Origin of the sequence: Xenorhabdus ishibashii (genome assembly GCF_002632755.1) — a bacterium.
GTDB lineage: Bacteria > Pseudomonadota > Gammaproteobacteria > Enterobacterales > Enterobacteriaceae > Xenorhabdus > Xenorhabdus ishibashii.
In genome coordinates this window covers 1351645-1365380 of sequence record NZ_NJAK01000001.1, presented here as the reverse complement: position 1 = coordinate 1365380, position 13736 = coordinate 1351645, and the positions used below count along the sequence as shown (strand labels likewise).

General features: G+C 39.7%; 11 protein-coding genes. 6 read left to right on the top strand and 5 right to left on the bottom strand.

Annotated features, from left to right (window positions below; genetic code table 11):
• Positions 1-38 precede the first annotated feature (38 nt).
• Entirely contained in the window at positions 39-1250 is a 1212-nt protein-coding gene (locus tag Xish_RS06430; RefSeq protein ID WP_099117187.1) for a DUF819 family protein, read from the top strand.
• 49 nt (positions 1251-1299) lie between these two features.
• Here Xish_RS06430 and Xish_RS06425 read toward each other — a convergent pair whose 3' ends face one another.
• From Xish_RS06425 to Xish_RS06410, 4 genes are read right to left on the bottom strand one after another with little or no spacing between them, the layout of a single operon-like run.
• Positions 1300-2043 (bottom strand): metallophosphoesterase family protein, encoded by a 744-nt coding sequence (locus Xish_RS06425; RefSeq protein ID WP_099117186.1) that lies wholly within the window; start codon positions 2041-2043, stop codon positions 1300-1302.
• Entirely contained in the window at positions 2040-2738 is a 699-nt protein-coding gene (locus Xish_RS06420; RefSeq protein WP_099117185.1) for a VUT family protein, read from the bottom strand. The genes Xish_RS06425 and Xish_RS06420 overlap by 4 nt, the downstream gene beginning before the upstream one ends.
• Positions 2735-3217: a hypothetical protein gene (locus tag Xish_RS06415; protein WP_099117184.1), complete on the bottom strand. Its 483-nt coding sequence runs from the start codon at positions 3215-3217 to the stop codon at positions 2735-2737. Before Xish_RS06415 ends, Xish_RS06420 begins: the two co-directional genes overlap by 4 nt.
• A 10-nt stretch (positions 3218-3227) precedes the next feature.
• Positions 3228-3881 carry a helix-turn-helix domain-containing protein gene (locus Xish_RS06410; RefSeq protein WP_099117183.1) on the bottom strand — a complete coding sequence of 218 codons (654 nt, stop codon included), beginning with the start codon at positions 3879-3881 and terminating at the stop codon, positions 3228-3230.
• A gap of 373 nt (positions 3882-4254) precedes the next feature.
• Between Xish_RS06410 and Xish_RS18550 the strand changes: the two genes are divergently transcribed.
• Both Xish_RS18550 and Xish_RS06405 read left to right on the top strand, forming a co-directional pair.
• The gene (locus Xish_RS18550) at positions 4255-4404 is read left to right on the top strand and encodes a hypothetical protein (RefSeq protein ID WP_167383232.1); all 150 of its coding nucleotides are present in this window, start codon (positions 4255-4257) and stop codon (positions 4402-4404) included.
• 293 nt (positions 4405-4697) lie between these two features.
• Positions 4698-6395 (top strand): site-specific DNA-methyltransferase, encoded by a 1698-nt coding sequence (locus Xish_RS06405; RefSeq protein WP_141553957.1) that lies wholly within the window; start codon positions 4698-4700, stop codon positions 6393-6395.
• On the opposite strand, the gene Xish_RS06400 is transcribed toward Xish_RS06405, so the two are convergent.
• Positions 6382-7479, bottom strand: coding sequence for an ISAs1 family transposase (locus Xish_RS06400; RefSeq protein WP_099116261.1), 1098 nt, complete (start codon positions 7477-7479; stop codon positions 6382-6384). The genes Xish_RS06405 and Xish_RS06400 overlap by 14 nt on opposite strands.
• Before the next feature lie 136 nt (positions 7480-7615).
• On the opposite strand from Xish_RS06400, the gene Xish_RS06395 reads away from it, so the two are divergent.
• The 3 genes from Xish_RS06395 (at position 7616) to Xish_RS06385 (ending at position 13694) form a co-directional block, all read left to right on the top strand.
• Positions 7616-7906 (top strand): hypothetical protein, encoded by a 291-nt coding sequence (locus Xish_RS06395; protein ID WP_208614811.1) that lies wholly within the window; start codon positions 7616-7618, stop codon positions 7904-7906.
• A 10-nt stretch (positions 7907-7916) separates the two neighbouring features.
• Positions 7917-11090, top strand: a complete 3174-nt coding sequence (locus Xish_RS06390; protein WP_167383231.1) for a type III restriction-modification system endonuclease — start codon at positions 7917-7919, stop codon at positions 11088-11090.
• Between the two features lie 285 nt (positions 11091-11375).
• Complete coding sequence (locus Xish_RS06385; protein ID WP_099117181.1) at positions 11376-13694, top strand: FdhF/YdeP family oxidoreductase; 2319 nt, start codon at positions 11376-11378, stop codon at positions 13692-13694.
• Positions 13695-13736: the final 42 nt, after the last annotated feature.

Genomic DNA, 13736 nt, shown 5'->3' with positions numbered 1-13736 from the left:
AATAACGTCTTTTTTATTAAAAAACTTCAGGAGGAATAATGAAAAGCACATTTATTGCTGCTGACAATTCATTAGTACTTTGGGCTTTTATTATGATTGTTGTCGCTGCCGCCATAATGGCAGAACAGCGTTTTAAATGGGCATCTAAAATACCGGGAGCAGTGATTGCATTGATCATTGCTGTCTTGGCTTCCAATTTAAATATTATCCCTACCGAAGCACCGGTTTACGATGCTGTTTGGGGATATATCCTGCCATTGGCAATCCCCTTATTATTATTTAAAACCAACCTGCACAGTATTCTTAAAGAAAGTGGCCGATTACTGATACTTTTCCTGATTTCTTCCGTGGCGACCATGATGGGTACAATCGTCTCCTTCTGGCTTTTCAGGGCTTATATACCGGAATTGGATAAAATCAGTGGCATGATATCCGCTTCTTATACGGGAGGAGGGGTTAACTTTGCGGCAATGGCCGCCAAGCTGGAAACTTCCCAAGACATGGTGGCCTCTACCATCGTTGCTGATCATTTTATGATGGCCGCCTATTTTATTATCCTGATGCTTTTATCCGGTTGGACAGTGGCTAGAAAATTCTGGGGCAGTCCATATACCGATTTGGTTGAAAATACGCCTAATTTAGATAAATCCCAACCCTTGGCGGCAACTTATTGGAAACCGAAAAATATCGCCCTGAAAGACATTGCCATATCGCTGGCATGGTCAATTCTTATCGTTGCGCTATCATTTCAGCTTTCATCATGGTTAAAAACCTTGCTTGGGCAGCCAAACAACATTTATCAAGAGCTGGTTTTCAGCCTGATTTCTGATAAATACCTGCTTCTGACTACCGTTACTTTTATTATCGTCTCAATATTTAAAGAGACATTCAGCAAACTGAATGGCACTCAGGAATTGGGTACTTACGCCATTTATATGTTTTTTGTTGTGATTGGCATACCTGCATCCGTTCAGGTCATTCTCAGCCATGCGCCACTACTATTTGCCTTCGTCTTTGTGATTACTATGCTGAACTTGATTCTGACTTTTGCCGTGGGAAAAGTGTTTAAATTCAGCCTTGAGGAAAACATTTTGGCGTGTAATGCCAATATCGGTGGGCCAACCACCGCCGCAGCGATGGCAATCAGCCGTGGTTGGATCAATCTGGTCGGCCCGATTATGGTGATTGGTACTGTCGGTTATGTCATTGGTAATTATGTGGGGACGTTTGTTTATTTTATGGTGCAATGAATAAGTGCAGCCAACAACGCTGCAACTTAAACAATAGAGGAAATAAAGATTAATAAATGCATGAGGTTATAGATAAATCGGAAGAGAAATCTATGATGTTAAAACCGAAGCCCTTTGATATCTCGACTGTATCTATACCCGGTAGCCATTGGAATACAACAGCGGGTGCAACACTCGTTACCATTGTATTATGATGCCAAATACGTGAAGTATGTGCATGTCCACTGCCGATAAGTTTAACCTGATATTTCTCACACAGAGCCAATAATTCTTTGCCATTATTTAACATGCAGCTATCGACAATCGGTGTACCAACTGGAATAGCATGGTGATGCATGAATATTGCGATATTAAAATTACTATTTTCAATTATCTTTCTTTCTAGCTCAGCCAAGTTATCTTTGGAGATAAAACCGAAATCCTCACCTTCGACGACAGTATCGACAGAAATAATATGCCAGATTTTATTTTTATACTGGCGGGATTTGATAATATATTGTGTTTTTTCTTCTGCGAGAGCGATATCAAAATTATTCTTAATATCATGATTACCAAGTATTGCTATATAAGGTGTTTTCAGGGATTCCATTTTTTTTAAAAAGTATTTATAAGCATCGACATCACCATCATTTGTAATGTCACCGGATACGATAATTAACGCTATGTCGGTAATATTTTTTATTCTGTATATTTCTTCACAAATAAAATCAAAATTTTCATAAGGATTAACATTAAAAATTCTTTTGTCTCGGTTTAGGGTTAAATGTATGTCTGTTAAGTGAATAGCTTTCATTTTTTATTACCTTTCAAAAGAAATGGATTATATGAAATATTCCAGTCGTATATATCAGTTGATTCTAATTTCTTAATTTTATCAGCTAAGATGATCCCTATCGGTAGCAAAATAATGGACATGATGACTTTATATGACCATGTTGTTGCAATTATTGTGATTAATTCATTAAAACTGTATTTTGAAGAAAGGCTGATAGGATATGCTGACAGTAGCAGAGCAGCCTGAGTAATCATTGAAGCAATGATATATCTGATGAAAAAAAATCTTCCAAGAAAAACTTTTTTTAAGTTAGATATAACAAATCCATTGATAAAATAGGAAATAGGTACAGAAGTCCATGTGCCCACCATCACACGCCAGAACTCACTAAATAATGATTTAAAGTTCATTGAGATTTGATTATTTTCTGGTTGTATATGTGATGCTGCAAAGATAATCATTACGAAAATTGATTGGCATAAAACGATTATCCAGACTGTTTTGACTCCTTGTCTGTACCCATATACTTCTGTCTGAATTGTGGATATCAGGAAATAAAAAGAGAATAAGATCCCACTAAATGTGATTTTAAAACCATTAAAATCTAAAGTCTTATATACAAGCACATCACATGTTATCATTATCGTGACGGATAAAGAAATAAATAAAGAATCATATTTTAATTTTGAATTAATGGAATGAGATTTAATCACTTTATTACCTTCAATTTTGTATGCTTGGATGATTTTATTTTTTCTGCTCTTGATATTTCATCGGAAATTTTTCTACCGTCTTTTAATCCTGACATATAGGCGATCTTGATAAGGCTTGCTGGATCTAATTTTTCCACTATATTTTTATCCATAAGCAATTCTTTTCCATTTATTTTTCTGCTAAAATAGGAATTTTTTATTGTGAAGGAAAGATCTCTTCTCTCTTCTATAATTTCAAATTTTTGTTTTTCTCTCATTTCATGTTCTTCAAATCGTGTTATGAATATGATATCGATAGGGTTTATATTATATAATAGTTCACTATCAAAAATATCTTCAGCGGTTGCTTTGATACATGTATGGGTGCCTAATTCTTTTAATATATAAAATCCATTCTCTTTTATGGGTTCAAATTTTTGTAAACTGTATATATAACGAGGTTTAAATATCTTTTTGAAAAAATCAATTATTTTTTCCATAATAAGATTCCTATTTTAATTTTTTAATTGATTTAATCACAACCCCAATTATTGTGTAGTTATGGGTTAATATTGTTTTGGGCTCATTTTCAATCCCTAATATTGAAAAATAAATTCCACTTTCGCCTACGAAAATTTGTCTAAAACAGATAGGTGAATCTTTAATTTTGACGAGAACCACATCACTGTCACAAAAACTTTCCGTTTTAGAAACAATGGCAATGGTATTACTATCAAAATACGGAGATAATAGATTGTTTGAAAACTCTACTGAGAAAAGTGAATTTTCATGATTACTATTAATACTGACCTTATATAAATTTATATTAACTATTTTTCCTGTTATATAGCTATCCAATTCGCTATAACGAATTAGAGGGACTGATAAAATAATTTCCTCATCTTCATTCGATTCATACAACTTATTGTCGGTAATTTCACCAACATTTACACCAAATACATTTGCGATGGATGAAATAGTCGCGATAGTTGGGTTGCCAACACCTCGTCTGAGGCTATTGATAGTCGCAATGCCTAAGCCTGTCAGCCTGCTCAAGGTTTGTGGGTCTATGTCATTTTTTTTCATCAAAAAATCGATGTTTTGAGCGATATTGGATAACAGAGTATCTGCTTCAGTTGCTTTTTTATTGTTCGATTCTTGCATTATATCATCTCTCTGATAATATATTGTCGTACGCCAATATTGATAATCTTATGTTATCTATTAAGGTTTTGTAATACAAGTGCTCAGCATCAGGGAAACTGACAGTTTGTGCTGGATACTAAGGAAGGGATATGAGAGAAGGGAATCATATTTGTATAATAAAAAGAGTAAGCTTTGTGTCAAGAAATAGCGTGTTTGCTCGTTATGTTCAAATTAACTTGATGAACATAACGAGCAATTAATATTAATATTCACAATATGAAATCTTTATGATAATTCCCAATGTAAATAATAGTATAAGTTTTCATTAAATGACTTTATTAATATTTTCATCAATATTTAGCTGCGTTGAAATCTCCTAATGGATAGTGTTGTGGAAACAATTATAGCTTCACCATGTAAAAGAAGCCCATCAAACCGATGGGGAAATATTATCTCCTCCAGTCAGTTGGTTTCATTTATTGCACGAGATGAAGAGGATAATGGGCTTGGTTTTGCTGATGCGGCAATCAGGCATGATTAGTCAATGATTGTAACAGTAGCTCAGTGGTTTTTCTGGAAGGAATTGTTGTTCCACCAACACACAGAAAACGCGGGATAGTCAGGGTATTATTGGATAACCACTTGTTGAACAGCTTCAAGCTTAAATTCAACGGAATATTGGAGCTTCGATTGTTTCGGTTTTATATCCCACTTTCACATTAATAAAATTATCAGTTTTGCCAGGTTTTCAGAATTCTTTACTACACTTAAACAGCAAATTGCTGTGATTAAGACAATGATTTAACAGTTTAACGAAGAATATGAACCACGAGCATGAGTTTTGCTCAGTTGGCAAAAAATGGAATTCCTCTGATGATAATTGAAAAAATCTCCCTGAACGACCCAGAGTCCAAGAGTGCGGATATCACTCAAGAAAATATTGATCAACTTAAGCAGCTTTTCCCAGAAGTATTTTCTGAAGGAAAAATCGACTTTGACGCCTTAAAAGCGGTGCTTGGAGAAGTCGTTGATGATAGTGATGAACGCTACAACTTTACATGGCATGGTAAGTCTCGCGCACGTCAAATTGCCCAAACTCCATCAACAGGAACCCTACGCCCTTGTAAAGAAGAAAGTGTGAATTGGGATACCACAGAGAATCTTTTTATTGAAGGTGATAACCTTGAAGTACTTAAGTTGCTGCAAAAGTCTTATCATAAAAAGGTAAAGATGATCTATATCGATCCTCCTTACAATACAGGTAAGGATTTTGTTTATAAAGATAATTTTCAGGATAATATTAGAAACTATCAGGTATTAACTGGACAAGTAAATAATCAAGGTAAACCTTTTAGCACTAATTCTGACACATCTGGTAGGTATCATACAGATTGGATAAATATGCTTTACCCAAGATTGAAATTGGCCAGAAATTTATTATCTGATGATGGAATTATATTTATATCAATAGATGAACATGAAGTTGTTAATTTGTCAAATTTGTGCAATGAAATATTTGGTGAAGATAATTTTGTTGAAAGGTTTATTTGGAAGAGTGGACGAACCTCAGCATCAACTTTTACCAGAGAACATGAATATATCTTGGCATATGCAAAAGATATATCTCAATTACCTCATATTGTTTATAAAGGAGATGATAGCATAATTTCTGATCGCGCAATAAAAAAGGTTAGTTTTAAAAACCCTGCGTCAGAAATAACATTCCCTGCTGGAGTCAAGTTTTTAGGTGAAAATAAAACGTTTCCATCCATATTTGGAGATAAAGAAGTCGTTGAAGTTACTTCTGGTGTATTTGAATGTAAGAATGGAGCCTTAGCCAGCGAAGTCACGCTAAAAGCGGGTTGGACAATGAAGAGCCAAATCGAAAATTGGCTATCAGGAAATGATACTTTTGACTCTAAAGGACAGCAGGTTGTTGAGTTCTTCTTCAAACCTAATGGTGTTCTTCAGTATGTTAAAAAGCGAGGCACTGAACATCCAAAAACAATAATAACAGATTTTACAACGAAGCAAGGAAGTAAAGAGCTTGAAGCCCTTCTCTGTTCATCTGTTTTTGATTATCCAAAACCAACAGGATTAATTGAACACTTAATGAAGACCACGGATAGTGAAGATATCATTCTTGACTTTTTTGCCGGAAGTGGTTCGACAGGTCATGCGGTGTTAAAACAAAATAAGAAAGATGGCGGTAGAAGAAAATTTATATTGGTTCAATTGCCTGAACCTATCTCGAAAAATGTGGGTGCAACAGAGTATTGTACTAAGGAGTCAATACCCGAATTGATTTCCAGAATTTCCCTAAAAAGAATAAAAAATGCCATTTTAAAAGAAGACAAAACTCAAGGTGTTAAGTTTTTCAAATTAGATCAAACAAATATTCACGCTTGGGATGCTGACTTTGAAAGTTTAGAACCTGCTCTACAATTAGCGGCTAAATCTATCAAAGATGACCGTATACCTGAAGATGTGCAGGGCGGGATTCCACTTTGTATTAAGTTTAATCAAATATAAGCTGACTACGGAATTCCGCTGACCACATTGCTCTTCGGCGTTTAGCGGCCTGACTGTCCTTTATACTGGTATTTTGTTTAATCACATTTAATGCAATTCGATTAAAAAGGGCCATTTGTGCCGCCCCATCAGGATCTTTCAGCGAGATTGCATCTTCCCGAAAAGTGACGTCCAAAACCCAGTGCAGCTCATTTTCCACCGACCAATGCTTTCTTATTGCCGTGGCCGCTAGCTCCGCATCTAAAGGGAGTGAACTGACATACCAGCGTGAATCACGGTGAGGGGGGTGGCCTTTCACACTTCGTTCACTGACCACTTCGATAACCGATTGTATTGAAGGCCATTTTGCCTGAAATTCTTCTGACAACGTCGCACTAATTTGCATAACATGACGGAACTCCTCTCGTCCATGACCACTGCTTTTTTCTGTAAATTCAACAAGTTCATGACTTTCATAATGTGCAGCAAAATGGGATTTAACAAACTCAGCCAGACTTTTTTGATTACCTTTGACACCCACAATAAAATCGCCGCCTCGTTGGGTAATTAACTCAAGGGTTTCTTTCTGACAATGCAGGGCATCCATCGTGACTACAGCCCCATCAAGCGCCAATAATTCAATGAGTTGCCTTGCGACTGGGCCTTCTTTCCCTTTACTTTCTGCGACCCGATGATATAGGGCAACACCGGACTCGACATCATAAGCACTGACCACATGGAGGGCTTCAAACAGGGTGCCTTTGCAAGTGCCTCTCATCGTTTTTCCGTCAATAGCGATAAGGCTTCTCCCTGCCTTGACCCGGCGCTGGTTGATCCAGTCATAAAAGGCTTCAACCAGTGCATCCTGCTCTATCATTTTGATAATATTAGCAATACAGTGACGACGAGGAATGCCATGAGTAAAGCGCGTATATTTTTTAAGCCACTCAATTTGTATCTCACCAAACTCTTGAATCGCTTTCCAGCCAGAAGCCCCGCATAACACGGCTGCAAAAGCCAAAAAAATCACATCCATTAACTCATGCTTTTTATTGATATCAGAACGCGGGTCATCGATCTTACTGATAAAGTTAAAAATACTCATTATTACGATCGCTATTTTTATGGAATAGCGTGATCTTATCGTTTTAATGAGAGAAAGAGCTATAAGAAGTTATATTCTGGTCTTTATTTAACCTAAATAGCCTTACTAAATATATGAGATCTCACCCTGTGAAGATGTGCTTTACGAGATCTTGTTGAAATATGGTTTAGAGCTGACCGAACAAGTGGTAGAAACTACAGTTAAAGGCAAAAAAGTCTTTGTAGTTGGCACTGGTGCCTTAATAGTTTGTCTGGACGATGACATCACCGAACAGGTGGTTGAGGGTATCGCTAAACTGAAAGAAAAACTCAATCCAGAAAGTACCCAAGTCGTTTTTAAAGACCAAGGCTTTGCAGACAGTGTTGTCAAAACCAATGTGATTCAGATCCTGAAGCAGTATGGTATTGACGATGTGAAGAGCATTTAAGGTGGTTGTGATGAAGATTCAATTTAGATCGGACTTATCACACCAAATCAATGCAATTGAAGCTGTCTTAGGTGTGTTTAAAGGGCAGGAAACATTTCAAGGCAATTTTACTGTGGCTGATAAGATGTTGGCGAATCAGCAATTAAATCTCTTTGGTAAAAATAACGACCTCGGTGTCGGTAATGTGCTTACCTTATTGCCTGATGAGATTTATGCCAACACGCGTAATGTCCAGTTAAAGAATGGCTTGCCACAGGTTGAAAACACAAAGCAAGAATTGCCAAGTCTGGATTTCAGTATTGAGATGGAAACAGGAACAGGTAAAACCTATGTATACCTGCGTTCTATCTTTGAGCTAAATCAGCACTATGGACTGACAAAGTTCATTATCGTGGTGCCATCTATTGCGATTAAAGAAGGCGTCTATAAATCCCTGCAAATCACGGAGCAGCACTTCCGTCAGCAGTACAAAAACGTCCAGTATGACTATTTTGTCTATGATTCATCAAAGCGCGAACAGGTTCGTAACTTTGCTACTAATGATTACATGCAAATCATGGTGATCAATGTTGATGCGTTCAGTAAGTCATTCACCGATCCTACGAAGGAAACTACGGCGAATTTGATTCACCGTACCGATGACAGATTGAACGGGATGAAGCCTATTGAATTTATTCAGGTTACTCGCCCTGTCGTTATTATTGACGAGCCACAATCTGTTGTATCAACGGCAAACCGAAAAGAAGCGATTAGCAGTTTAGCGCCGCTGTGTACATTCCGTTATTCGGCCACGTTGGAGGAAGCGCCGCATTTGTTGTATAAGCTCGACGCTATTGATGCCTATGAGCGCAAACTGGTTAAGCAAATTGAAGTTGCTTCGCTGGATGTTAAAGACGGGCATAACCAAGCTTACCTCAAGCTCGTGAGTGTTGATAATAAAAAGTCGCCCATTTCTGCCAAAATTGAAATTGACGCTCAAACGCGTACAGGCAAGCTGCAACCCCGTAAGCTAATAACCATCAAAGATGGTCAGATTAATGACTTATTCGAACTTTCGGGCGGGCGTAGTGTTTATGAAGGCTATATCGTTAACGATATTTATTGTGAAGAAGGTAATGAATATATTGATTTTACCAGTCGCGATGAAATTGTGCGCCTTGGGCAAGCCATTGGCGAAGTGGATTCGGAAGCCTTTAAGCGCATTCAAATAGCCAAAACTATCGAAGAGCATCTGGAAAAAGAGCTGAAATTCTACCACAAGGTAACAACGGGCTATGACAAGCTCACCCACACGAAAATCCTAAGCCAGAAAGGTATTAAGGTGCTGAGCCTGTTCTTTATTGATAAGGTTGCCAACTACCGTGGTTACGCCAAAGATGGCGTTCCTGTTCAGGGTAAGTTTGCCAAGTGGTTTGAAGAGGAATTTGCCAGACAGGTTAGCAAGCCCAAATATCGCGTGTTGTACCCAAGGATCTGGGACAAAGATGGCGATAAATACACGATTAATGAAAGAGCGCGGCAAGAACTCACTCAAATAGTGCATGGTGGTTATTTTGCACAGGACAAGAAAAAAGATGTTTCTGGTAATCCTCAGTTCGCTGACTCGAAGCTTTCAGCTAAAGGCGAAGGGGGTAAAACTGCGGCTGATGAGTCGGCCTACAATCTGATCATGAAAGACAAAGAAAAGCTTCTATCTATGAACGAGAAGCTGCGCTTTATCTTTTCACACTCAGCACTAAGAGAAGGCTGGGACAACCCGAATGTTTTCCAGATCTGTACGTTGAATGAAAGCAGCTCAATCACCAAAAAACGACAGGAAATCGGTCGTGGACTACGTTTAGCCGTTGATCAATCTGGTGAGCGCGTGCCTTATGGTTTTGAGGTAAATACCCTGACCGTTATGGCAAATGAATCTTATGAAAGCTTTGTTTCTGAACTGCAAAAAGAGATTGAAGTAGAAGAAGGCATTAAATTTGGTGCGGTTGAGTCTCACCAATTTGCCAACATTGTTATTTCTGGCGAGCGGGATCAGAAGGCCTTCTTGGGTGCGAAGAAGTCAGAAGAGATCTTCCAGCATCTTCTGTCTCAAGGTTATATTGATGGTAAAGGCAAGATTCAGGATGTGCTGAAAATTGCCATCAATAACAATGATGTGAGTCTGCCTTCCGATGTCGCTGAACATACTGATGCCATCGTTGCCATATTGAAGAAGTTGGCAAAAGGCTTGAACGTGAAAAAACACGAAGAAAAGCGCTCTGTAGCTTTGTGTGAAGATACAAATGGTAAGCAGGTTGTGCTGGGCGAAGCCTTCAAGGCGCTTTGGGAGCGTATTAAATACAAAACGACTTATCGTGTTAACTTTAATATCAACGAACTGGTTGAAAATTGTATCAAGGAAATTAGATCTAACGTGGTAGTAGCCAGTGCCAGATTCCAGTACACCAAGGTTAAGGTTGCTGTTACGGAAGCTGAACTGGCAACTTACGATGAGAAAACCAAGAGTCAGTATTACCACAATCGCAACTTCCGGTTGCCAGATATCGTGACTTATCTGACCGACCAAACCAATCTGACCCGACAGACAATTATCGATATTCTGCTAGGTTTAGGCGATAAGCTGGAAGCCTTCAAAAACAATCCTCAGCGCTTTATCGAATTAGCCGGTGAAGTTATCCGTAAACAGATGCGTATTGTCATTGTAGATGGTATTAAATATCACCGTATTGGTGACAAGGCATATTATGCCCAAGAGCTTTTCCAAGAAGAAGAACTGACTGGCTACCTCAAAGATATGGTGAAAGCTGAAAAATCGGTATATGACTACATCATTTGCGACTCAGATACCGAGTTTAATTTCGCTGAAAAGCTAGAACGCGCTGAAGAAGTGAAGATTTATTCCAAGTTGCCATCCTGGTTCAAGATTGATACCCCTCTGGGCAGTTACAATCCTGATTGGGCTGTATTAATTGACAAAGGTGATGGAACGGGGGAGAAGCTTTATTTTGTGGTTGAAACGAAATCAAGCCTATTTTCAGATGACCTGCGTGAAGCTGAAAAGGCCAAGATCAAATGTGGCGTTGAGCATTTTAATGCATTAAGTAAAGATGAAGATGGCAAAGAAGTGCCCAACGCAGCCAAGTTTGTCAAAGCCGATAATTTTGATACGTTTAGTGCTAATTTTTGATCTTAATAGCATCAAAGGCACTAGCAATGGTGCCTTCCTTGATATTTACCTATTTTCTGTTTTTAGTGATCCCCATAGTTGTCCCCGTGTTCTTCTTTTTTTCTCAAGCCTGATGGTTCGGTTTTTTCGTGATATAACCACGGAATAATTACCACAATGGGCGGATAGGAGTATGATCACATTGGTAGTTAGCCCTAATACGAATAGCTGAAATCGACGTTATTGGTTCACCTGTAAAGAAGTGGCCTGTTTGTGTTGGTCACGCCATAAAAAATAGAGATTTTTATGAAATTCAAATCAAAAATAAAACCTTACCACGCGGCTGCTGGTGGTTGGGGTTCGCTGGAGGCAACAACCCGTTTTGTCTTTGATAGTAAACAAGCACTGAAAAATATGGTTAACCTGATGCGCATGAATAAGCCCAGAGGCTTTGATTGTCCTGGATGCGCATGGGGGGATGACAACAAAAGCCTGTTTAGTTTTTGTGAAAACGGTGCCAAGGCAGTCACTTGGGAGGCAACACGTCGCTATGTTGATCGAAAATTTTTCGCAACCCATAGTGTTAGTCAACTTTACCAACAAAGCGATTATTTCCTTGAATATCAGGGGAGAGTGGTTGAGCCGATGAGCTATAACCCGCAGACGGATCATTATGAGCCGATAAGTTGGGATGATGCTTTTGCCCTGATTGCCAGTCACATTAAGGCGATGGACAACCCCAATCAGCTTGAACTATACACTTCGGGGCGCGCCAGTAATGAGGCTTCGTGGCTGTATCAGTTGTTTGGGCGTGTAGTGGGGACCAATAACTTTCCTGATTGCTCCAATATGTGCCATGAAGCCAGTGGCCACGGTATGCTGAAAAGTTTCGGGGTTGGGAAAGGCACTATCCGATTACAGGATTTTGATCATGCTGATGCTATCTTTATTTTCGGCCAAAACCCTGGTACTAACCACCCACGAATGCTGCACAGCTTACGACATGCTGCTGAGCGCGGTGCCCGCATCGTTACTTTCAATACCCTGCGCGAGCGCGGTTTGGAACGTTTCGCTGATCCACAAAAGCCGCTCGAAGTCATTACTCCAATAGCAGGGGAAATCAGTCATCGTTATTATCAACCCAAACTTGGCGGCGATATGGCCGCGGTGCGGGGGATGGTCAAGGCACTTTTGGAAACTCATAATGCGCTGTTGACTGAAGGCAAATCCGGTATTTTTGATCAGGCATTCATTGCAGCTTATACCGAAGGTGTGGAGGAATACCTGCAAGAAGTTGCTGCCACTGAATGGTCATTTATCGAAGAGCAATCGGGATTGACCCAAACACAATTGCGTGAGGCGGCAACCATTTACCAGAATGCCGAGCGTGTTATCTGTACCTGGGCAATGGGGGTGACTCAACATAAACATTCTGTGGTAACTGTGCGTGAAATCGTCAACCTTCAATTGCTTTTTGGTCAATTAGGTAAATCGGGCGCAGGGCTTTGTCCGGTACGTGGTCACAGTAATGTACAGGGTAACCGGACGATGGGAATAAATGAGAAACCGTCCCCCCTTTTTTTGGATAGCATGGCAGCTCATTTTGGTTTCGAGCCACCTCGTGCTCATGGTCATCATGTTGTGGAAGCATTGAGTGCCATGCTGCGTGATGAAGTTAAGGTTTTGATCGCGCTGGGTGGGAACCTTGCGGCAGCGGCTCCAGATAGTCCGCGAACAGAAGACGCGCTTAGGCATTGTGATTTGACTGTACACATCAGCACAAAGTTAAACCGGAGTCATCTTGTTACTGGTAAAAAAGGAGCCTTGATTCTACCGACATTGGGGCGCACTGAACGAGATATTCAGGCTACGGGCGCACAGTTTGTGACAGTAGAAGACTCTTTCAGCATGGTTCATGCCTCAGAGGGCGTAAATAAGCCATTATTTGATAGCCAGCGTTCTGAGACGGCAATTGTTGCAGGCATCGCCAATGCGACTGTAGGTAATACTGCAACGATTAACTGGCTGGAATTAGCCGGAGATTACCATAAAATTCGCGATCATATTGCAGCGACCATTCCAGGGTTTGCTGATTTTAATAAAAAATGTGAACAATCTGGCGGTTTCTATCTTGGTAATGCGGCGGCTGAATTACGTTTTGTCACGCCGAGCCAAAAAGCTGAATTCAGTCATGCACCGCTGCCAAAAACACTGTTCCCGCAAATTGAAGGCGCTGATGTTCCTTTCACTTTGCAGACCTTGCGTTCACACGATCAATACAACACCACGATTTATGGGCTGGATGATCGTTATCGTGGGATTTATGGTCAACGGGAAGTGTTGTTTATGAATCCGGAAGATATTGCACAAGCGGGATATCAGGCGGGCGATCTGGTCGATATCGAAACAATCTGGAATGACGGTATCGAGCGTAAGGTCTCCGGCTTTAAATTAGTGCCTTATGCCATTCCGCGAGGGAACCTTGCCGCTTACTACCCAGAAACCAATCCATTGGTGCCGATGGACAGTTTCGGTGATGGTACAGGCACGCCAACCTCAAAATCTGTACCGGTGAAATTAGCCCTTACTGAACAAAAAGGAACTGAGCCTCAACGCCTTATATAAAATGTCTGTGATCAAAATCAGGTACTTATAAATATGTTGATT